Genomic DNA, 22,432 nt, shown 5'->3' with positions numbered 1-22,432 from the left:
GGTTTTAAACCTCCATTACAAGTAATTGCGGATCAGCCAGCAGCTGTTTAATGTAGTTCATGAAGTTTTGCGCTGTTGCGCCATCAATGAGACGGTGGTCAAAACTTAGGGAAAGCGCCATAACCGATGCTGCCACGATTTCGCCGTTCTTCACAACCGGCTTCTCGGAGATACGGCCAGTACCAAGAATGGCTACCTCAGGGAAGTTGATAACCGGCGTAAAGAACATACCGCCTGCGGAACCGATGTTCGTAATGCTGATTGTGCTGCCTCTGAGCTCGGAAGCAGTAAGCTTGCCATCACGGCCGCGAGTAGCCAGATCCTTGATTGCATCCGCAACCATCCATACGTTCTTACGGTCAGCATCCTGGATAACCGGAACGATCAAACCGTTATCTGTATCGGTAGCAATACCGATGTTGTAGTATTTCTTGTACACGATCTCTTGTTTCTCTTCGTCAAGCGTCGCGTTCATAATCGGGAACTGACGGCAAGCCGCTACAAGAGCTTTCACGATGAATGGCAGGTAAGTCAGCTTAACGCCTTTCTTCTCTGCGATCGGCTTCGCTTTCGTACGAAGCTCAACGAGTGCAGTGACATCCACTTCATCCATCAGGGTTACGTGAGGCGCAGTGTAAACCGATTTAACCATCGCGTTCGCAATCACTTTGCGAATGCCTTTGAATGGCACGCGCTCCTCAGCACGGTCGCCGACTACTACAGCCGCTGCCGGTTTCGAATCTGCTGCTGTTGGTGCTGCTGCTGCTTCTTGAGCCGCAGGTGCTGCTTGTGCCGCCGTGCCGCCGCCTGCAGCAATTGCAGTCACGTCCTCGCGTGTGATGCGGCCGTTCTTGCCGGAGCCCGCTACGCCAGACAGGTCAACGGCCTGTTCGCGAGCAAATTTGCGCACGCTTGGCGTTGCCAGAACCAAACCGCCAGCTGCTTTAACAGGAGCCGGAGCTGCCGCTGGTGCTGCCGGCGCAGGAGCAGGAGCCGCTGCAGTCGTTGGTGCCGGTGCTGCCGCAGGAGCTGGTTCTGCCGCCGGAGCTGGTGCACTGTGGCTGTCGCCAGCCGGTGCTGCTTGCTCAGGCACATCGCCTTCTGCATCGATGATGGCAACAAGCTCGCCAACATGGCAAACCTGTCCGTCCTTTACGAGCACTTCAAGCACTTTACCATTTACAGGACAAGGAACTTCAACAATTGCCTTGTCGTTCTGTACTTCCATGATGATATCTTCATCCGTTACCGTAGCGCCTGGCGTAATATGCATTTTGACGATTTCGCCTTCATGCAAGCCTTCGCCCAGCTCCGGGAAACGATACTCGAATTTTGCCACGTCCCGTGACCTCCTTCTCTGTCTTCACAACCTGCTCTATGGTGGGTTTATCTATTAAAAGTTCAACACTTGGTTTACTGCTTTGACGATACGAGCAGGGCTTGGCAGCCAAGCGTCTTCCACTTGTGCGAACGGGTAAACCGTATCCGGACCCGCTACGCGCAGTACCGGCGCTTCCAGGTGAAGGATTGCGTTCTCGTTGATTTGAGCAATGATTTCCGCAGCTGCACCGGATGTTTTCTGTGCTTCTTGTACAACGATTGCGCGGTTTGTTTTCTTGATCGAGGAAACGATCGTCTCGATATCAAGCGGAAGCAGTGTACGAAGATCGATAACCTCTGCTTTCACGCCGCTTTTCTCAAGCTCTTCAGCCGCTTTAACAGCGGTGTGAACCATAAGACCGTAAGCAATGATCGTGACATCGGAACCTTCGCGAACCACATTTGCTTTACCGATTTCGACCGTGTATGCCTCTTCAGGCACATCCTGACGGAAAGCATGGTATAGGTTCAAATGCTCCATGAAGAATACAGGGTCGTTGTCGCGGATAGCCGCAACTAGAAGACCTTTTGCATCATAAGGGTTCGAAGGCACGATTACTTTGATACCAGGCGTTTGAATCGCCAAGCCTTCAAGGGAATCGGTGTGAAGCTCAGCTGCCTTAACGCCGCCGCCAAATGGCGTACGGAATACGATTGGCGAGTTGTAGCGTCCGCCTGAGCGGTAACGCATACGTGCTGCTTGGATAAACATTTGATCCATCGCTTCGTAGATAAAACCTACGAATTGAATTTCTGCAACCGGGCGGAAGCCTTGAAGCCCCATCCCTACTGCCATACCCGCAATTGCGGATTCAGCAAGCGGTGTATCGAAAACGCGATCTTCGCCGAATTCGCCTTGTAGTCCTTCTGTCGCACGGAAAACGCCGCCAACCTTACCAACGTCTTCACCGAAAATGTAAACGTTCGGGTCATTCTTTAGTTCCACACGCATTGCGTCGCGGATCGCTTCTTTCATATTCATTTGAGCCATTGTCGCGAGTTCCTCCTTAGCTAACTTCGATAGTCATCCCATTTATTGGAAATCGGCTTTTTGCGCTTCCAGGTGAGCAGGTGTGTGCTCGAACATGGAATCAATCAGTCCGTTCACAGTCATTTTCTCTGTTGCTTCTGCTTTCTTGATGTGCTCGTTTACAGTCGCTTTCGCTTCCTCTTTCACGCGGGCTGTATCTTCGTCAGACCACAGACCTTTCTTCTCAAGGAATTTCGCGAAACGAGTGATTGGATCTTTCAGGCTCCATTCGCCCTCTTCATCCTTCGTACGGTACTTCGTTGTATCATCCGCCATGGAATGCGGACGGAAACGGTAGGTCAGCATCTCGATCAGCGTAGCGCCTTCGCCGTTGCGGCCGCGCTCAGCAGCATCGGATACCGCTTTGATAACAGCAAGAACGTCCATACCGTCAACTTGCACGCCGCGAATACCGGCAGCTACTGCTTTGTGTGCAACCGACAATGCAGCGGTTTGCTTGGCGTATGGCGTAGTGATCGCATAACCGTTGTTTTGAACAACATAAATGACAGGGAGCTTGAATGCGCCGGCAAAGTTCATGCCTTCGTAGAAGTCGCCCTCAGAAGAACCGCCGTCACCTGTATAAGTAATAGCAACGCGCTTCTCGCCTTTTTTCTTAAATGCCATAGCAACGCCGGTAGCATGAAGAATTTGAGCGCCGATAATGATTTGCGGCATAAGAACATGAACGTCCGCAGGAATTTGACCACCGTGCTGATGTCCACGGGAGTACAGGAATGCTTGATACAGAGGCAATCCGTGCCATACGATTTGCGGCATGTCGCGGTAGCCCGGGCAAATGAAATCATCTTTGTTAAGTGCATATTCGCTTCCGATCATGGAAGCTTCTTGACCCGAAACAGGTGCATAAAAGCCAAGACGACCTTGTCTTCCCAAGTTTACGGCACGCTCATCCCATGTGCGCGTGAAAACCATACGATACATAATTTCTTTCAATTGCTCATCCGACAAATTCGGCATAAGCGCTTCGTTGACAATTTCCCCTTCAGGAGACAAAACGGAAAGTGGAGTTACCGGCTCCGTCTGAACTTCATAAGGCAGCTTGCTCATATTGTTCACCTCAGTTGAATATTTGAAAAAACGAGTATCCCTGTTATAGAATGATTATAAACCTGTTTAACCGAAATGGTCAAAGCATAAAGCACAATAAACCGTTGTATTTTGCAACATTTGATCTATTAGCCTGCTAAATTGTATATGTAACAGAACTATCGAACTAGTATTACAGTATAGTACAACAGGGCATAATCCTAGCAAAAGCTGCATTTGTTTCCTCCCTTTTGTTTACCCACAACACGTCCAAACCATGCAAGGGCAAAGGAGTTTTTATTCATGACCGATCCTCGTTATTTGAAAAGAACGATTGTAAAGGATGTCATTACCAGTCGAATGCTGCCGGAAGGCTCGCGTGATCTAAGGGTATATTTACCACCGGGCTATAATGAATTACTTAGTTATCCGGTCGTCTATTGCCAAGACGGCGAACAATTTTTCAACTTTGGCCGCATCGCAACGATTGCCAACCAGCTCATTCTGGATGAAGGCATTGAGCCATTCATCATTGTTGGCGTTGATGTGGACATTAAGCTGCGAACAGCGGAATATGCACCGAATGGCGAGCGCCATCACGGATATGTCACCTTCTTCGGTGATGAACTGATCCCCTATATCGAGTCCAAGTATGCAGCCAGGCGGGATTCTGACGCTCGGATCCTCGCAGGCGATTCCTTAGGAGGATCTGTCAGCCTGCATATCGCGCTCACCTACCCCGAATTGTTCCATCAAGTTATTTCCTTGTCAGGGGCGTTTTATCCCGCATCGCGCGAGATTGCCAAGAACGCTTCCGATCTCAGCAAGCTTGAATTGTTCATGATCGTAGGTTTGCAGGAAACGGCGTTTAAATCGGATAGCGGTGTGTACGATTTCGTCGCGATCAACCGAGAGATGAAAGCAATCCTTGACGCCAAAGGAGCCGCAACCCATTACAGCGAGCATGATGGCGATCATGTGTGGGGCTTCTGGCAGCAGTACATTCCTAACGCTCTTCGAACGTTTCTACACCCTGAGGCTTAATAGACGCTTCATATGCAAAGAGACCGCATCCCATCGTTCAACGGGAGTGCGGTCTCTTTGTTTCGTTTACAATTGATGTTCTCGCCGAATTCGCTCCAGCAAATTCTCGCAGCCTTTCGATACAAGGCCATAGACCTCATCGAAATTGCCTGTGTAATACGGGTCTGGCACATCATCGCTCGACTCATCGGGCAGCAAATCCATAAACTTGAACACTTTGGCATGTAGATCAGAACGGCTTCCGAAGAGCGCATGCACATCCCGCTCGTTGGCACTGTCCATGCAGATGATATAGTCGAAGGTCTGATAGTCGTCGATAAGCACTTGTCTAGCTCGCATTCCCTCGTACGAAATACCGTAACGATCCAGCAGCCCGCGCGTACCTTCATGCGGCGGCTTGCCGAGATGCCAATCTCCCGTTCCGGCGGAATCGACTTTGATCCGGTCCTCCAGCTCGCGTGCCTTCAGTTGATGCCTCAGCACGGCTTCGGCCATCGGCGACCGGCAAATATTTCCCAGACAAACAAATAATACGCTAATCATGATTCTTCTCCTTTTTGTTGCTCAATCTTGGCAGCTTCAGCGCGCTCTTTATCCGAATAAACCGACTGCGCGAGCGCGTATTTCAATGATCGCCTCGGCAGCCGCCAGTTGTAGTGCACGGAGAGCATTCTGAAAATAATAACGATGACGAATAAAATTAATAATTCCACCGGGGATTCGAAAAACCCCAACCCGATCGCAGCGCCTGCGGCAAGCGCCCAGACGGCATAGATCTCATCGCGCAGCACCAGCGGCTTACGGCCTGCCAGTACATCGCGAATCATGCCTCCGCCAATACCGGTCAACATAGCCGCAACCATAACTGCGCTTAGCGGATACTTGCCCGTTGCATACAGCGCCCCTTGAATGGCAAAGGCCGATAACCCGATGGCATCGAAGAAAGCTTCGCTCTTCTTCCATCTATTGATCCACTTGACCGGCATGACAAATGCGATTGTCATTGCAATTACGGCGGTCTTCAGCAGCATGCCCTGCGTCCAGATCGTCGTAATCGGGACGTTGATCAATAGGTTTCGGATTACCCCGCCGCCAAACGCAGTAACAAGTCCGAGCACATACACGCCCAAAATATCATACTCTTCTTCCATTGCTACAATCGCACCGCTGACCGCAAATGCAATCGTTCCGATAATACTGAATACGGTGAAAATGTCCATGTCCATCTGTAGATTCATTGCTTGATGCCTCCGCGTGTCTCCGCTCAATATGATCCTTACTCATTTTAGCCGCGGCTCGTCGAATCTTCAAGCGTTACATTTTCCACTTCCTAAGCATTTCGTCTGGTCAATGATTCTCCCGGGAAGTATACTGGCGTAAAACGCTTCGGTTCTCGAATGGACACGAACGATTGTAAAGGCAGGTCTACCTATGATTTCTAAGCGGATAGTGATTTTTACAGGCGGACGACTTGGCCGGTGGGCGCTTGATCTTATTACCCCTGACGACTTGCTGATCGGAGCAGATGCCGGCGCATTATTCCTCGTCGAGCACGGTCTGAAGCCGTATATTGCGCTTGGCGACTTCGATTCCGTTACATCAGCTCAATTGGCATACATTCGCGCGAACAGCGGTGAAACACATGACTACGATCCGATCGACAAGGATTATACGGATACGGAGCTCGCCTGGCGTCTTGCGCTATCTAAACAGCCGCAGCAAATCGTCATGGCAGGCGCCCTCGGTACAAGGTTCGACCACTCGCTGGCGAATGTTCACCTGCTCCGAATGGCGCAGCAGCAAGGAATCGCTGCCTCCATTGTAGATGAACACAACTGTATTCAGCTTACCGCGGATCAGACAAAACTATTTAACGGCAGCTACACTTACGTATCCTTGCTGCCCTTATCTGAATGTGTTACAGGCATAACGTTGACTGGCTTTCAATATCCGCTGGACGAGGCTACGCTTGAAATCGGGCAATCCCTTGGCATTAGCAACAAGCTGCTAGGCGAGGAAGGTCAAATCTCCGTCAAGCAAGGGATGCTGCTCGTCATACAAAGCCGGGACTAAAGGTGGCTTGGTGAAAAGCCACCCGATCAAGCTCTTTCGACACAATTAAGCTTTCGGTTCATCCGGCGGTGTGACAATGGTTAATCCCGGGACGTATTTACGCCCCATTAGCTTGCGTGATTTACGATTCTCCTTCGTATCGAACACGATATCCATGTCATAGCCCTCTTCCAGTTCCGGGTACAGCTGTGTACTCGGAATGTAGAGCGACAACCGCTTGCGGTTGAAGGTCATCTTGTTCTTCTGCACCTGAACCACCACATCGCCACGTTCATTTGCCGTTTGATAAACGATTCCTGTCCGTTTGAGCGGATAAATCCAGACACAATCCCCGACTTCGAATGGTTTCTTGATGACCGCTGCATTTGCAACTGCCTCATTGCGTTTAACTTGAGCTTTTGCCTCTTCTTTGTTACTTACCCGCTTCAGTTCTTCATCCCATCGCAAGGCAGAGTTAGCGTCAAACTCGCCAGCGTTTAACGGCTGTTGTTGGTTTGAGCTAGCGGCTTTAGCTGCCACAACGCGTTCCTCCGCTCGTTTGATTACATGCTCAGGCAATCCAAACCTCCTCGCAATTGCAAAAGCATAGCTGTCTCCTGCTTCCCCGATTTCAAGCTTATAGATCGGCTGAAGCGTATCGGCATCAAAAGCCATACGGGCATTCGTGCAGCCCTTCATGACGGAAGCAAATCGTTTAATTTCGTTAAAATGTGTCGTTGCGGCCACGAGGGAGCCGCGTTTCAGAAGCTCTTCCAGAACGGCAATGGACAAAGCGATGCCTTCACCGGGATCGGTTCCCGCAGCCAGTTCATCCAGCAAAATAAGCGAGTGAGCATTCGCTCTGCGCAGCATGTCGCTGAGGCATTCCATATGCGCAGAGAACGTGCTTAACGATTGCTCGATACTCTGACCATCGCCGACATCTGCCATGATAGTCTGGAATAACCCCAGCTCCGTTCCAACCTCGGCAGGGATAAGCAGCCCGGATTGCACCATCAGCGCGAATAGCCCAATCGTCTTGAGTGCGACGGTTTTGCCTCCTGTATTGGGCCCTGTAATAATGAGCTGACGCCAATCGCCTCCGATTTCAATCGTAAGCGGCACTGCTTTGCTCCCTAACAGGGGATGCTTAGCGCCGATCAGTTTCACATAGGGTTTGTCGACAATCGCAGCTTTAACGCCATTAAACGTACGAGAAAGCTTCGCTCTGGCAAAAATAAAATCAAAAGATGCCATCGCCTCCACATTCCATTTCAACTGTTCACCCTGTTCTTCTGCCAGATCGGAGAGCTGTGAGAGGATCAATGTGCGTTCCCGCTCCTCTTCACTCTTCCACATTTGCCACTCTGCCTGGAGATCAGCCACATCCACCGGTTCAACGAATAACGTTTGACCGCTTGCCGACTCATCCCAAACCGTACCTGGTACCTGTCTTCGAAGATCGCGCTTCACCGGGATCACGTAATGGCCGTTCCGTTTGCTGACCAACTGATCCTGCAGCGCGTTCTTGTATTTCCCTAGCAGCTGATTGAGCTTGCGCTCTATTCGCTCTTCGGCGGCTGCAAGATGCCTGCGAATGTCCCCCAACGCAGGAGAGGCTTGATCAGTCAGCGAGCCATGTCGGATGCAGCGCTGCAGCTCTTTGGCGAGCTCCGGACAGTCATACATCGAATCGGCGTAGCTGCTGATCGTCGGCGCAGTCATTCGTTTGCTGTCCATATATCGTTTCATTTGCCCGATAGAGGTAAGCCAAACGGCCAGATTGCCGAGTTCCTGCTCGCTGTAGATTTTCCCTTTTCCTAGCAGCGCCATGAAGATTTCCATCCCCTCCATGGCAGAGATCGGAACGCTTGCACCGGTGGCCAGCAGCGCCGCAGCCTCTTCTGTTTCTCCAAGCCACGCCTTCACCCTGCCGGGCTCTGCGCTTGGTTCATGTCGCTCGGCGAGCGCTCTGCCTGCTTCAGAAACCGTATAAGTAAGCAGCATGTTTTTGATTTTATCGAATTCCAATTTAGTTAATGACGCGTTATTCATGTGTGGTTACCCATCCTTTTTGGTGTTTGTATTTAAAGCTAAAAAAACAGGGACGGAACGCATACGCATCCCATCCCTGTTCATGGACTTCTCAGTAAACTCACTCTTCGATTCGACGAAGAAACCTGCTCCCGGCTGGCAGAATGCGGATTTCCCGTAGAACGAAAAAAGGCGTGCTCGAAAGAGCACGCGAATTTACCGTCCAGTAGGCGGAAATTGTCATGTTCTTAACTCATTGGTTGCCACGCTTCCGTGAGATACAGCAATATAAACCTACTCCAATTAGAGAAAGTCCACTTGTATATCTAACAAAAGCCGTGCACCCGGCAGCGCTTCAGGCGCCGGGTATTATCCAATTTAGAAGTTAAGAACCATAACCCGCATTAAAATTTCCCCTTACTGCTTAAAGTTACCTTTATAATAGCGTCTGTATTCGTCCCAAGTCAAGCGGCATTTGCCTAGACAATGACCGAGAGTCCGGCATGCGCAAATGTTACATTTGCGGGTAATCCGTAGTTTCGCCGTAGATCGATATCATGCGACATATGCGTAAACATTGTCTTGGCGGGCTTTATCTCCTTGAGCAAAGCCAATGCTTCTACGACATCATAGACGGAGCGCGTCTCGAAAGGATATGGCTCTTGATAGAAGCTCGTCCCTAATATGAGCAAGTCTAAGTCTGCCAACGGGACCAGCTCATCGCCTTCAAGCGCAATCGAATCCGAACAATACGCGAATGCTTTTCCTCGTTCGGCATGCGTGAATCGGAACGCGTACGCATATCCGTTCTTGCCATGGTTTACTTTCCACGTCTGCACATCCCAACCGCCGAATTGAAGCGGTCCTGTAATCGGGTGAAATTCAATATGCGAAGATAACCACGGAAACCGAGTTAGTATATCCCGAATAACATCAGGCATCGCGTATGCTTTCCCTTTGCAACCCAGCCATCTGCATAGATCTGCCCACTCCGGCAAGCCAGCGATATGGTCGAAATGAGCATGCGTAATTAATACGGTTTCGATCCGTTTGAGCCCTGCTGCTTCCATTTGAGCGCGCCAATCCGGACCGCAATCGATCAGCATCGTCCCAAACTCTTCATCGGCGAGATGAACGAGCGAACGCAATCTGCGATTCACTCCGCCTGACCTCGCCTCCTCACATACCTTACACGAGCAATAGACGCGAGGAACGCCCATTGCATCACCTGTTCCCCAGAAGGTGATTGTCGTCGCCAAGACGGATTCCCCCATTCCTACCTGCGCTGTTGACGCACTGCCTCTCTACAGTGGTTTTAGCGCAAGCTTGGATTGTCCTTTCAAGCCTTCGACCATGGCATACCATTCATCCGGCTTATTAGGCAATGCCGAATAGTATTCCGTCAAGAACGCCACCACGAGCGATGCGTCCAGTTCAGTACGGTTCTCGTCTTGAGGCAAGAAGCATAGATCAAGTCCGCCGACAGCCGCTCCATCCTCTTCCCAAGAAGGATGCACATAAGGGAAGTCAATTCTCATGTAGCCGATGTGCGATAACACCTCACGACGAACAAACGGATTCATCGGATAGACGCCGCCAAATTCATATTCTGCCACAGTAGGATTGTAAATTTCCGCAAACATCCCGATCGGTTCGGTACCGCTTTGCTGTGCCAACCGTTCTAGATCACGCGCGCGGTTGCGCATCAGAAACCGGCCTACGCCCAGCCCTGGACGACCGACGATTGTAAAATCCGTCATCGCGACTTGCATGCCGGGATAATAGCGATATTCTGTTGTGCCGACAACCTCTCCCTCGTGAACAGCTACATAGACGTGAATGCCCGGATCTTCAAGAGGTCCAACCCATTTCTCATAAGCGAGTACTTCTTCCTTCGGGAAAATCGTTTTCATCAAGTCATGCATGTTCTTGAATAATGGATGATCGATCGATTGAATGCGTATGTAGTCCATGGCTTATAACGTCCTCTCTATTCGTGTATAAATGGATTCTTCCACTCCAGGAGCGCGGCATATCCACAGGACTCTTCATCCTCCAGATAGTGCTCCGCAACGCCGACAGGCATACGCCCACAGCGCAATAGAAACGAAATCACGGGATCGTTGTACAGCCCCGTAGTAATACCTGTTACGTAATCCGCGGCTGACACTGTATCCGAATACCGATGATAACCAGGCATCCGACCGCCCCCAAGCAGTCTGCGCAGCTGAAGATGAACGACAACCTCATACATGCTTTGCATGAGCCATTTGCCGATGCCGGCTTTACGCATTTCAGGAATGACGCATAGATCCACGACGTAAAGCGTCGAGCCTTCCGGGTCGTGATTGCGTATGTAGCCGCTGTCCGTGACAGCTTCCCAAGTATGCTCGCCCTCTAACTGCTGCTCGTTCACTCGCAGTCCCGTCATAGAGCCGATTAACCTGCCATCCATTTCCGCGCACAGAGCGCCTTCCGGAAACCGAGTGATATGCTCGCGGAGCTGCGTCTCATTCCACCATAGCTCGGAAGGAAACGGGGGCGGAAAGGATTCGCGCTGAATGGCGATCATCCCTTCAATATCAGAGAAATCGTAGTTGCGAATCACAATCTCGATTGGTTTGCCCATCAGGTAGACAATCAGCTGCTTACGCATCTCTCACCCTCCCCTCCTCCGGTAATATTGCCTACGATTTAAGACCAATCACAGTATAAATCGGTGCGACGATCGCGCCAAGTCGTGACCGAACCCGCAGCACGCACATCATGGAGCAGCTGTACATTAAGATCGGCGACAACAAGCATATCATCGTTAATGACGCCTTCCGTCATGATGCCGGCAGGAGGAAATGGAATATCGTTCGGTGAAATAACGGCCGCTTGACCATAATTAGCCCGCATAAAATCAACCTTGCGCAGCGACCCCACCGTTCCTGTCGTCACGATATAAACCTGGTTCTCGACTGCCCTTGCATGACAGCAGTAACGAACGCGGTAGAAGCCATGCCGGTCATCGGTGCAGGAAGGACAGAAAATAATGTCCGCCCCTTTCGCCCGGGCCATCCGGACCACTTCCGGAAACTCGATATCGTAGCAAGTAAGCATCGCAATTGTGCCATGCTCCGTATCAAATACGCGCAGGGATTCGCCATGCGACATATTCCATTCCTCGCGTTCGGTCGGCGTCATATGCAGCTTTGCCTGCTGCTCCACGCGCCCGTTCGGGTAGAACAGATGCGCCGCATTGTTCAGCTTGCCGTCCCCGGCATCAATGACATGTGTGCCGCCAACGATGTGCACTTGATATTCTGCCGCAAGTGCTTTAAACAAATCGAGGTATTGTTCCGTAAAGTCAGGTAGTCTTTCAATGGACAGCGGACGCCCCTCTTCATCCCCGATGGAGAGCAGTTGTGTCGTGAAAAACTCCGGAAACAGAATAAATTGAACCCCGTATTCAGATGCATTACGAACGTAGTGCCGAACTTGATCGGCAAATTGTTCGAAGCGTTCGATATCCGCCAGCTTGTACTGGACGGCACAGACACGCAAACTCCCCATAGTTCTCCCCCGCCTTTGTTAGCTTTGAACATTACTTGCGCAATGGCAGCGCAATTGAAATGGTTGTTCCTTGTTCAGGCTTGCTGAATACATCGATTTGACCTTCATGCAAATCCACGATCCGTTTTGCGATGGACAATCCAAGTCCGGCACCGCCGGTCGAACGGCTTCTGGCGCTGTCTACGCGGTAGAAACGCTCGAACAAATGCGGAATTTCATCCTCGGGTATACCCATTCCTTTGTCCGAAACCGATATCCGAATAACGCCTTTATTAGCGCCAAGGGTAACATCGATCGGATCTTTGCTGTATTTGATTGCATTGTCAATGAGGATGACCAGCAGCTGCCTGATTTTGTCCTTATCTCCGATCATGCGAACATCTTGTTTGCCTGTATGTACACGAATCATGCGCTGGAAAGTGATATGAAGCATATCCGCGGTTTCATCCGTCAGCTGCACGAGATTGAAGTTTTCCAAGTTGAGCCAATCTTCCTGCTCGGCTTGCGCCAGCTGCAGCATCGATTTGGTCAAATTCTGCAATCTTCGTGATTCCTTGCTGATCGCTTCAATCGCTTCATCCCGAATGTTGGCATCATCGCGTCCCCATCTTTTCAGCATGTCTGCATAGCTGGTAATAACCGTTACCGGCGTCCTTAGCTCATGGGAGGCATCGGCTACGAACTGCTTCTGCCGTTCGAACGTACGATCCAGCCGGTCGATCATCTGATTGAACGCACGCGCAAGCTGAAGCAACTCAGCGGATTGATCACGCTGAGCGAGCTCGATCTGTCGCAGCTTCCCGCTGCGGTCAATTTCCCTCATCGTCTGCACCATGTGCTGGATCGGCGACGTTAATCTGGAAGTAAACCAATAGGTTCCGAAGATCGCGAACAGGATCGCGCCGATGCTTGTGATTGTCAGCGCAATGACGAGCACCTGCAAATAGCTGTCCAGCAGCGTCAGTTTCCGGTAGAGCTCCAGCGTACCGATCACTTGACCGTCGTGAAAAAGCGGTACCTTCATAAACAGCACGCGTCGACCTTCCAGAAAGAACATTCCGGTATCATGCTGACTGGAAAACTCCGACTTCAGCGCAAGCAGCTCGGAGTCAGAGCCTTGCGAATTCACTATTCGTCCGCCTCGATCGACGATGCGAATGAGCTCACTGATGTTATAGAAATCCCGCAGCAGCTCACCATTGGCTAACTGCGTGGGGTCGACGATTCGAGGATCCTCGAGCAAAATATTCACTTTATTCGTCAGCAGCTGATCTTCGCTGCGAATCGTGATTTTTATCACAAATAAATAAACAAAAATGTTAAACAGGATCAATATAAAAATGAGCCAAAAAATCGTGAAAAACGTAAACCTTCTGCGCAGCGTCATGCATCCGGCTCCTTGAGCATATAGCCGACACCACGAACCGTGTGGATGAGCTTATGCCTGTACCCTTTATCGATTTTCTGGCGCAAATAACGGATGTATACATCCACTAAATTCGTCTCGCCGATGAAATCGTAGCCCCATACTTCGGACAAAATATCTTCTCGCGACTTCTCTTCATTCCGATGCTCCGCCAAATAAACAAGCAGCTCGAATTCACGCGGGGTGAGTTCGATCGCCAGATCTTTGCGGAATACCTTGCGTGTACGCAGCTCGATCGAGAGATCCGCTGCTTTCAGCACATCCGGACTCTCCGTCTCCTTCGGCTGCTGCTGGAAAATCCGCAGCAAATTGCGAACGCGCGCCAGCAGCTCTTCCATCGCGAACGGTTTGGTAATATAGTCATTGGCACCATGCTCGAAACCGCTTACCTTGTCTGGGATCGTGTCACGCGCCGTTAATAAAATAATCGGGATTTGATTGCCGGATTGCCGCAGTCTGCGCAGCACTTCGATTCCATTGAGCTCTGGCAGCATCACGTCGAGCAGGAGCATATCCCATTCGCCGTTATTGGCTTGTTCAAGTCCGCTCCTGCCGTCTGCGGCACGACCGACCGAATAACCTTCATGCTCTAGCTCAAGCTGAAGAACCCGTGCAATACCGTCCTCATCTTCGATGACAAGAATGCGTTCGTTCATTCTCGCTGTACACCCACTTTGTTATAGACTTAATCAGGACTAGCCCGTTCCCACTATCATAAAGAAGCAAAAGCGCCTTTGCAAGCAGCAAAGCCGCCAATCAAAAGCTTGGCGGCTTTGTACTCTACCCGTTTAGTTCATTGCGTGCTGCAACGACCATTGTTCAACATCCCACACCTTCGTTACCCAATCCTCATAGAAATCAGGTTCATGGGAAACGAGAATGATGGTCCCTTTGTAGGACGCGAGCGCACGTTTAAGTTCTGCTTTCGCATGGATGTCTAAATGGTTGGTCGGCTCATCGAACGCAACCCAGTTGCTTTCACGCATGAGCAGCTTACATAGACGAACCTTAGCCTGCTCGCCACCGCTGAGCTGGTTCAGCGCGCGCGTAATATGCTCATTCTTCAGGCCGCAGCGTGCCAGGGCAGCGCGTACTTCATGCTGATTCATGCTGGAAAACTCGTTCCACACATCATCCAGCGGCGTTAAATTCGGTGCTTTCACCTCTTGCTCGAAATAAGCAGGGAATAAATAGTCACCGCGGTAGATCGTGCCGCCAAGCGGATCGATTTTGCCTAGAATCGTCTTCAGCAGGGTCGATTTACCTACGCCGTTACTGCCGACAATCGCAATCTTATCTCCCCGCTCCACAAGCATATTCATTGGCGGAATCAGCGGTTTGCTGTACCCGATCGTGAGTCCTGTTGCTTCGAAGACGGTTTTGCCGCTTGTGCGCGCTTCTTTGAATACAAAGGTCTGCTTCGCAGCTTCCTCCGGCTTCTCGATACGCTCAATCCGGTCAAGCTGCTTCTCACGGCTCTTAGCCCGGCCGCTCGTTGAAGCACGCGCTTTATTCTTCTGTATAAACTCTTCTTGCTTCTTAATGTATTCCTTCTGCTTCTCGTAAGCATCGATATGCTGCGCTTTGTTCATGTCCGCCATCGTCAAGAACTTCTCGTAATTAGCGGCATAACGCGTGAGCTTCGTGAACTCCAAGTGATAAATAACATTCACGACCTCGTTCATAAAGCCCGTGTCATGGGATATAAGAATAAAGGCGTATGGATAGTTCTTCAAGTAGTGCGTCAGCCATGTAATGTGCTCTTCATCCAAGTAGTTCGTCGGCTCATCGAGCAGCAGAACCATCGGTTTCTCCAGCAGCAGCTTCGCCAGCAGTACCTTCGTACGCTGTCCGCCGCTTAGCGATGCGACGTCACGATCAAGACCAATGACACTCAATCCGAGACCGTTGGCCATCTCATCGACCTTCACATCCAGCAGATAGAAGTCTCCGATTTCAAGCTCCTCTTGAATTTCGCCCATACGAACGAGCAGCACTTCAAGCTGATCGGGATCGGCATCTCCCATTTGGCCCGCGATCTCATTGAGCTCCCGTTCCAACTCCAGCAAAGGAAGAAATGCATCTTTCAGCACATCACGTATAGTCTTGCCCGGAACAAGCTTCGTATGTTGATCCAAATAGCCGTATCTGACGCGCGGTGTCCATTCGACCTTCCCGCTGTCCTTTAACAATTTCCCTGTTAGTATATTCATCATCGTCGACTTGCCCGTACCGTTCGCGCCAACAAGTCCGACACGTTCGCCGGCGAGCAGCCGGAAGGATACATTTTTGAATAAAGTGCGGTCACCGAAGCTATGGGATAATTCCTCTATCGTCAATAAACTCATGATCAAGCTCGCTTTCCAATGATAATTAAGCGCCTTAATTGCTGCGCTCGCAACTCATTGTATCACAGGATGTGATGGAATGTGCCGGGAGACTGCAACTATTTCTTGCAAAATAGGCTGAAAGGCGCGTTCCAGAAGGCTTAGCCAATTTTTGTGGGACGTTGCCCACTTGCCTGACCAGAGCAAATCGGCCAGTTGATCGGGCGGAAGCAGAGGAACAGAACAAGCCGGTTTCTCAGGAATAGCATTCAGCCATTCACTCCGATTGCGAAACGATATGTCTTTATTTGCAACCCAGTAAGTCTTGCGGCCGGCCTTCGAGCGTTCGAAGCAAATGCGTTCCGCCGATTGCAATCGCTGCGGCGTCCATTTATAGGCGGAGGGATCCACCACGAAGATCAATTCATCGCATTGCGTTAATTCAAGTGCCAGTTCAGAGTTAGTAGTCCATTTGCTGGAAATATCCGTAAGAACGACTGGCGATTCTGCCGACTCTGAAATAAGCCGATATTTAATTGTGGGTTCCGCATCAGCAGATAGGCGGCGATCAGGCTCAAGTGCATGCCATTTGAGCAGCCGAGATGGCGAATGAAAGGTTCGGTATTTGCCTTGCCATGCTTGCTGCGACGTCGACCTAAGTCGAAGCTGTAAATCCGGTGCGTACAATAAGGCATGCCATTCCGGTTCGAGCTCCGGATGTTCGATCGCTGTACAAGAGATCCCTTGGCGCTCGAGTAAATGTGCAAGCGAAAGGGTTGTGAAGGTCGCACCTGCGCCGGGTGAAAGTGAAGCCACCATGATGGCACGACGGTGAATCTTCCGGTGATGAACAGTTTGGACCATGAAATGATGTGCTGTAGGTGGCTCGTTGGCTAAGCATGCTTCAAGGGCATACTTCGCCTCCAGCATTGTGCTGTATCTGCTTATTGGATTCGGATCCAGCATGCGGGATAAAACCTCAGACATCTTATTGGGCAACCAGCTCGGTAATGATCTGTTCGTTACGGCTCCTTCCTTCGTGTTGTACCGGTTGCCACCGCTTAGTAGGTAATAGAGCAGTGCACCTAGTCCAAATACATCCGTACGCGCATCACTTTGATGCACCCCTTCCTGTTCCGGTGCCGAAAAGCCCGGCGTTCCAAGCATGACCGTATCGTGTGCTTTCCCCGGCTTGAATTCTCTGGCAATCCCAAAATCAATCAAACGCACAAAACCTCCGCGATCTATCATCACATTCGTCGGCTTCAAATCCCGATGAATGATCGGCGGGCGCTGGCTGTGCAGGTAGTGCAGCGCGTCGCACAGTTGACTTCCGATTGCAACGATGTCCGCGAGACGAATTTCACCGCCGCGAGAAGTCAAATCAGCTTGAAGCGTGATTCCGTCAATGAAATCCATGACAACAACTTCACAGCCCAGTTCTTCGATACACGGAAAATAATCCACTATTAACGGCAAATGAGGATGGTTCAATCGCATCAGCAGTGCTGCCTCTTCTGCTCCGTTCACACTTTCGAGTTTAGCAGTTGAAGCCTTGAGCGCACGGAGCTTCCCATGTAAACGCAGATCCTCTGCCGCATAGACCTCGCCCATGCCACCTTTGCCAATTAATCGGACAATGCGGTATCGGCCTCCGATAATAACGCCATCCTTCAGCAAATCCTGATTCCTGTTTGTTGTGCTCATCCAATCGCCTCCCCAGACAAGACGCAAAAAAGCACCTCGAACGTACAGACATGGTCTGTTCATTCGGGATGCTTTCCCGTATCTTGAAATTGTTTAAGTGTGGTTGTAACTCCGGTAATCGGCGAGCGATGATCGGTAATCTTTCATCGATATACCGTACCTTCTATCGTTTCACTAAGTATAACGTAATTTCGTCGCGATTGTGAAACAATTGCTTCGCTTTCTTCAACTCGAATGCCGATTCCAGCTTGGAGATCACGTCGCGAATCGTCTGCAGCGGCTTCTTATGCATTAGCTTAATTGTGATGATCGCCGTTGCGCCATCTGTCAGCGCATCCGTTTTCTCCAATACAAGCTTCGCCATCTGCATCGGACTCCAGCTCATATCGCACACGAGCAAGTCAAACGTATTCGCCGGGAAGTTCACATCCGACGCGTTCTTCTTCATCTTCGTAAGACGCGGGTAAGCTGCCAGCGTTGGGTGCAGCTCCGCAGGGTCAATCGCCGTCACGCGCAGTCCGCGCTCCAGCAGCAAATGCGTCCATCCGCCTGGCGCAGCTCCGATATCGAGCGCTTCGCGGAACGTTTCGAAGTACACTTTAAAAGCCCGCTCCGCTTCAAGAAGTTTAAACTTCGCCCGCGAAATCTGGCCTTCCTCGCGTTGAAACCGTACCGCGCCGCCCGGCCAGTCCGACAGCTGCTCGGCAGGCGTACCCCAGCCCACATACAGCTCCTCGGACGCTGCAAAGATGGAGAAGATTTGCTCCGGCGATTGCATCGTCGTTTCTCCGCCCAGCTCCATGATCACAGCATCCAGCACTGCCTTTGTATCAGCGGCAGAGTAGATGAACGGCGTTCCGTCCATTCGTCTGAGATGGATAGCCGTCGTCCCTTCCTCGCAGCGCATTCTTGCGCTGCGCATCAGCTCCGAAAGCGCCTGCAAATCATCGGCATTGCCATGGATCGGCAATGCGCGGTCAATCGGCTGTATATGTCTTAAGAATATCGGTTCATTAGTCTGGATAAGATCCAGCATTTCTTCTCTGCTTAACGGAACCTCCATCTTGAATACTTCGCCTGCGATAAGCTGCGTAAATTTGATGCCGTTAATTTGCCTACGAAGCTCTTCCATTGCAAGCGACGCAAAACCATGATTAGCTGTTCCAATCCAATGACTCACTGCTGTTTGCCTCCTGATAATGCTCGAATCCATGGCCGGTCATCGGCCCATTCTACGGCCACCGGCCAGTCGTACGCACGGCTTAGCCACTCCGGACTAAGCACTTCCTTCTTCGGACCCGCAGCTACAATGCGCCCGTCCTGCACTAACGCCACATGAGTAAATAGCGGTATGATTTCTTCCATATGATGCGTTACATACACAACGGTAATATCGCGCTCACTTAGTCTGTTTAGATCGAGCAGCAGCTTCTCACGCTCGTATAAATCTAAGCCCGCGCATGGCTCGTCCATAATAAGCAGCTTCGGATTGGACATCAGCGCACGTGCGAGCATCACCTTCTTCCGCTCACCCTGCGAGAGAGTAGCCAATGTTTGATCTGCCGTATACAGCAAGCCCACTTCATCTAGGAGTCGCAGCGCCTTCTGACGGACCTCTTCATCGATTGTTTGGTAGAAACGCAGAAACGCGTATTCCCCTGTAGCAACTACTTCCCAGACAGGATCGCGCAGCGTCAGCTTCTCGATAACCGATTGACTGATATAGCCGACAAGCTTGCGAACTTCCCGAACATCGCATTCCCCGAAGCGATTGCCGAGTACATCCACGGTTCCGGAAGAAGGGAATTGGTAGCCGGTCATCATTTCCAGTAATGTTGTTTTACCGCAGCCGTTTCGGCCTAGTATAACCCAGTGCTCCCCTTTGTTGATTTGAAGATTGACGCCGTCAAGGATTTGTCTTTCTTCACGGCGAAACGTTATATCTTTCAACGTAATCATGGTTTTCCCTCCCAGGAGTTCACATCTAGATGATCTGAGCTGCCTGCTCTAGGCAGGCATTGGACCGTTATGAATATGAATATCCAGCGGCGCATGCTGGGTTAATAAATGCACCATTTGCATTCTGCCCGCAAGGCTGGACGTATGAAAGTAACAGGATCGCGGATAACGGCCGCTCGTTACGATATATTCTGCAACGGCTAGACCATTCGGCTGCCCCCAGCCAAGTTCGAAGTCAAGCGAGAGGATATCCACTTCCTCATGCTGCAGCAGAAGGATGCATTCGGCAGCCGTCTTAGCAAGGACAAATCCCTGCGGGCACGGGCGATAATCGTCTAAATATACGTTAATCATGCTTCGCTTACCCCTCCTAACCGTTGGATCAGCTCCAGCTGTCCCTTGTGCGTACCATCTTCCCCGGATGGCGTTTCCAGCACGAATGGAACTTGCTTCAGCAGCGGGTGACGCAGCAGCCAGGTTAGGCCTGCTTCACCGATATAACCTTCACCGATTCTCGCATGGCGGTCTCGCTTATCACCGCTTGGATAGACGGAATCATTCAGATGAATGGCAATCAATTCTGAAATGACACCAAGCTCTTGAGCTTTATCCATCCACGCTGCGTCAGGACTTCCATCCCATACTCCACTGGCAAAGAGGTGACAGGTATCCAGGCAAAAGCCGATTTTGTGCGGATCGACACAAAGGTTGCGAATTTGAGCCAGCTCCTCCATCGTGGTTCCCATGAAGGTATGCTCGCCGGATTGGTTCTCGATGAGCAGCTTTGCTTTACCGTTCCACTGTGAAGTAACCGCGCTTAAAGTAACGACTGCATTGCGGTAGCCCTCCAAAGGATCCGGTCCTTTATAGACGCCAAAATGCACCACGACCCCAAGCGAACCGCAAGCTTCGGCAATAGCGAGATCATTTAGCAGCGACTCTACGGTTCTCACGCGATGCTCGGCATCTTCGGCCGCCACGTTAGTGGGGTAAGGAGAATGGGCAATGGATACAATCCCCCGCTCCTCACAGAATATTGCACACCGCTTCGCTTCACTGTAGTCAATCTCTTTGACGGAAAGGCTTCGGGGATTTTTCGGAAAATATTGATAAGCGACAGCACCGTACGCTGCCGCTCGTCTTGCCGCTTCCTTGTAACCGCCTCTGGTGGAAACATGAAATCCGGTCCGCATCGGCGTCTACCTATCCTTCTGACAAACGGGACAGTAGAACATCTTACGCGAGTTAATCTCTTCTTGAACTATGGTCCCTCCGCAGTTCAAGCAAGGCTCTCCGCCGCGATCGTAAACGAGACACTGGTTATTGTAACCGCCGGTTACGGTATCCTCATTCGTGAGCGGCATCTCCATGTAACCGCCATGAGCTAATGCCGATTGGAGCACCTTGTGCATAGCGTTGTAGATGCGTTCCCATGATTCAGGTTCAATCGCAGCTATCTTCGCATCCGGGCGAATTCTCGCTTCGAAGGCAATTTCATCTGCATAGCAGTTGCCGATGCCTGCAATGACGCGCTGTTCGACAAGCGCTGTCTTCAGGGAACCTCTGCGCCCTTTGAAACGTTCCTTGAATTTCTCCAGCGTCAGCCATTTGTCGAACGGCTCCGGTCCAAGATCGGCTAAACGCGCGATCGTTTCCTTGACGGTCAGCAGATGGATGTAACCTAGTCTCAATCCAATAAAGCACAGCTCCCCTTGCGGAAAACCAATCGTAACCTGCACGGTGCGGTCCGTCCGCTGCTCGGGATCGATACCGCGCGCTTCAAAGCGGATCATACCGCCCAGCATCAGATGCAGCAGGAGACGTTTCCCGTTATCCAGATGCAGGATCAACATTTTGCCGCGACGCTCTACGAACCAGACGGTTCTCCCGATCAGCTCCTGCTCGAAGGTTTCCACGGGAACGTTGATTGACTTCTGTCGCGTCACCTGCACATTCATAATCGGCTGACCAGAGATTCGCTCCGCCAGCATCTTGCGATAATGTTCCATTTCCGGCCATTCCGGCATCGTGCTTCTTCCTTCCTAACGGCTCTGCTGACCATTCGCCAGCTGTTCGCCTATAAACTGCTGCAATGTATGTAGGTTATCGATAATGACCGTTGCCTCACACCCGGCTGACGCAAGCAGTTCCTTATAATTGTCGCCTGTTGCGAGCCCGGTTAAAACAAGGATCGACGGACAATCTACCGCCTGCGCTGCTGCGATATCCGTAGCCGGATTATCGCCGATCATCCATGTCTCGGATGCTTGAAGCCCCAAACGTTTCAGCGCAAAATCCATTAAGATCGCCGATGGTTTCCCGATCACGACAGGTTCAACGCCGGATGCCGCACGCAGCATTGCTCCAATCGAACCTGCCCCCGGAACGAGACCATGTTCTGCAGGCACAAGCAAGTCCGGATTCGTCAAAATATAGCTTGCGCCCCCGCGGATAAAAGAGACCGCTTTGGCTACTTTGTCATAGGTAAGCTGTTTATCGATTCCCTGCACGACGATATCCGGCTCTTCTTCTACCAGCTGCAAGCCTGCATCCTGAAGGGCTGTTCGAAGGCCATGCTCTCCGATGACATGCACTCGCGCACCTGGTTGCCGCTCCGCGATATAAGCCGCAGCACCTTGCGCCGAAGTACATACTTCAGATGGATTCGTCTGGATTCCCATCGCGCTTAGGCGGTCAGCGAAAGCCTCAGGCGTAGCCGATGAATTGTTCGTTACGAATAAGAATTGAATGCCTAGCCGACGCAGCGCCGCGATAAGCGCATCTGCTCCCGGAATCATAATGCCGCCATGGTACATCGTTCCGTCCAAATCAATGAGCAGACCGCGAAGCGAATTGACGCTCATG

Annotated in this window: 22 protein-coding genes; 2 read left to right on the top strand and 20 right to left on the bottom strand. The window is 51.0% G+C overall.

The features are described 5' to 3' along the window. Positions 1-4: 4 nt before the first annotated feature. The 3 genes from AC6ESO_RS03150 to pdhA are packed head-to-tail and all read right to left on the bottom strand — an operon-like array spanning position 5 to position 3,481. Entirely contained in the window at positions 5-1,339 is a 1,335-nt protein-coding gene (locus AC6ESO_RS03150) for a dihydrolipoamide acetyltransferase family protein (protein WP_497090101.1), read from the bottom strand. A 54-nt stretch (positions 1,340-1,393) separates the two neighbouring features. After that, positions 1,394-2,371, bottom strand: a complete 978-nt coding sequence (locus AC6ESO_RS03145) for an alpha-ketoacid dehydrogenase subunit beta (RefSeq protein ID WP_497090100.1) — start codon at positions 2,369-2,371, stop codon at positions 1,394-1,396. A gap of 42 nt (positions 2,372-2,413) precedes the next feature. Continuing rightward, on the bottom strand, positions 2,414-3,481 hold the full coding sequence (pdhA, locus tag AC6ESO_RS03140) for a pyruvate dehydrogenase (acetyl-transferring) E1 component subunit alpha (protein WP_091215764.1): 1,068 nt from the start codon (positions 3,479-3,481) through the stop codon (positions 2,414-2,416). Positions 3,482-3,763: 282 nt separating this feature from the next. Between pdhA and AC6ESO_RS03135 the strand changes: the two genes are divergently transcribed. Then, entirely contained in the window at positions 3,764-4,504 is a 741-nt protein-coding gene (locus AC6ESO_RS03135; RefSeq protein WP_497090099.1) for an alpha/beta hydrolase, read from the top strand. Positions 4,505-4,570: 66 nt separating this feature from the next. Here the strand turns inward: AC6ESO_RS03135 and AC6ESO_RS03130 are convergent, their stop codons facing one another. Both AC6ESO_RS03130 and AC6ESO_RS03125 read right to left on the bottom strand, forming a co-directional pair. Further along, positions 4,571-5,047 carry a low molecular weight protein-tyrosine-phosphatase gene (locus tag AC6ESO_RS03130; protein ID WP_497090098.1) on the bottom strand — a complete coding sequence of 159 codons (477 nt, stop codon included), beginning with the start codon at positions 5,045-5,047 and terminating at the stop codon, positions 4,571-4,573. Next, a complete protein-coding gene (locus AC6ESO_RS03125) occupies positions 5,044-5,724 on the bottom strand; it encodes a TRIC cation channel family protein (RefSeq protein ID WP_494817779.1) in 681 nt (226 codons plus the stop codon). The genes AC6ESO_RS03130 and AC6ESO_RS03125 overlap by 4 nt, the downstream gene beginning before the upstream one ends. A 211-nt stretch (positions 5,725-5,935) precedes the next feature. Between AC6ESO_RS03125 and AC6ESO_RS03120 the strand changes: the two genes are divergently transcribed. Further along, on the top strand, positions 5,936-6,577 hold the full coding sequence (locus AC6ESO_RS03120) for a thiamine diphosphokinase (protein ID WP_497090097.1): 642 nt from the start codon (positions 5,936-5,938) through the stop codon (positions 6,575-6,577). 45 nt (positions 6,578-6,622) lie between these two features. On the opposite strand, the gene AC6ESO_RS03115 is transcribed toward AC6ESO_RS03120, so the two are convergent. The 15 genes from AC6ESO_RS03115 to AC6ESO_RS03045 all read right to left on the bottom strand — a co-directional run bounded on the left by AC6ESO_RS03115 (position 6,623) and on the right by AC6ESO_RS03045 (position 22,431). Next, entirely contained in the window at positions 6,623-8,611 is a 1,989-nt protein-coding gene (locus AC6ESO_RS03115) for an endonuclease MutS2 (RefSeq protein WP_497090096.1), read from the bottom strand. A gap of 458 nt (positions 8,612-9,069) precedes the next feature. Further along, positions 9,070-9,849: an MBL fold metallo-hydrolase gene (locus AC6ESO_RS03110; protein WP_497090095.1), complete on the bottom strand. Its 780-nt coding sequence runs from the start codon at positions 9,847-9,849 to the stop codon at positions 9,070-9,072. Between the two features lie 45 nt (positions 9,850-9,894). Beyond that, entirely contained in the window at positions 9,895-10,563 is a 669-nt protein-coding gene (locus tag AC6ESO_RS03105; protein WP_497090094.1) for a GNAT family N-acetyltransferase, read from the bottom strand. Between the two features lie 17 nt (positions 10,564-10,580). Beyond that, on the bottom strand, positions 10,581-11,246 hold the full coding sequence (locus AC6ESO_RS03100; protein ID WP_497090093.1) for a GNAT family N-acetyltransferase: 666 nt from the start codon (positions 11,244-11,246) through the stop codon (positions 10,581-10,583). A 38-nt stretch (positions 11,247-11,284) separates the two neighbouring features. After that, the gene (locus tag AC6ESO_RS03095; RefSeq protein WP_497090092.1) at positions 11,285-12,148 is read right to left on the bottom strand and encodes a carbon-nitrogen hydrolase family protein; all 864 of its coding nucleotides are present in this window, start codon (positions 12,146-12,148) and stop codon (positions 11,285-11,287) included. A 31-nt stretch (positions 12,149-12,179) separates the two neighbouring features. Beyond that, entirely contained in the window at positions 12,180-13,535 is a 1,356-nt protein-coding gene (locus AC6ESO_RS03090) for an ATP-binding protein (RefSeq protein WP_494817305.1), read from the bottom strand. Continuing rightward, positions 13,532-14,230 (bottom strand): response regulator transcription factor, encoded by a 699-nt coding sequence (locus AC6ESO_RS03085; protein ID WP_091215739.1) that lies wholly within the window; start codon positions 14,228-14,230, stop codon positions 13,532-13,534. Before AC6ESO_RS03085 ends, AC6ESO_RS03090 begins: the two co-directional genes overlap by 4 nt. A 132-nt stretch (positions 14,231-14,362) precedes the next feature. Further along, a complete protein-coding gene (locus AC6ESO_RS03080) occupies positions 14,363-15,922 on the bottom strand; it encodes an ABC-F family ATP-binding cassette domain-containing protein (RefSeq protein WP_497090091.1) in 1,560 nt (519 codons plus the stop codon). 54 nt (positions 15,923-15,976) lie between these two features. After that, positions 15,977-17,608, bottom strand: coding sequence for a serine/threonine protein kinase (locus AC6ESO_RS03075; protein ID WP_497090090.1), 1,632 nt, complete (start codon positions 17,606-17,608; stop codon positions 15,977-15,979). Between the two features lie 163 nt (positions 17,609-17,771). Further along, a complete protein-coding gene (locus AC6ESO_RS03070) occupies positions 17,772-18,788 on the bottom strand; it encodes an SAM-dependent methyltransferase (protein WP_497090089.1) in 1,017 nt (338 codons plus the stop codon). Beyond that, a complete protein-coding gene (locus AC6ESO_RS03065; RefSeq protein WP_494817301.1) occupies positions 18,785-19,567 on the bottom strand; it encodes an ATP-binding cassette domain-containing protein in 783 nt (260 codons plus the stop codon). The genes AC6ESO_RS03070 and AC6ESO_RS03065 overlap by 4 nt, the downstream gene beginning before the upstream one ends. Before the next feature lie 48 nt (positions 19,568-19,615). Further along, positions 19,616-19,921, bottom strand: coding sequence for a cyclic-phosphate processing receiver domain-containing protein (locus AC6ESO_RS03060; protein ID WP_497090088.1), 306 nt, complete (start codon positions 19,919-19,921; stop codon positions 19,616-19,618). Then, positions 19,918-20,760 (bottom strand): deoxyribonuclease IV, encoded by an 843-nt coding sequence (locus tag AC6ESO_RS03055; RefSeq protein ID WP_497090087.1) that lies wholly within the window; start codon positions 20,758-20,760, stop codon positions 19,918-19,920. Before AC6ESO_RS03055 ends, AC6ESO_RS03060 begins: the two co-directional genes overlap by 4 nt. A 6-nt stretch (positions 20,761-20,766) precedes the next feature. Further along, positions 20,767-21,594, bottom strand: coding sequence for a DNA-formamidopyrimidine glycosylase family protein (locus AC6ESO_RS03050; protein WP_494817298.1), 828 nt, complete (start codon positions 21,592-21,594; stop codon positions 20,767-20,769). 15 nt (positions 21,595-21,609) lie between these two features. Next, positions 21,610-22,431 (bottom strand): TIGR01457 family HAD-type hydrolase, encoded by an 822-nt coding sequence (locus AC6ESO_RS03045; RefSeq protein ID WP_497090086.1) that lies wholly within the window; start codon positions 22,429-22,431, stop codon positions 21,610-21,612. Position 22,432 lies beyond the last annotated feature (1 nt).

Source organism: Paenibacillus rhizoryzae, from assembly GCF_059686995.1.
This window is presented reverse-complemented; position numbering and strand designations above follow the sequence as displayed.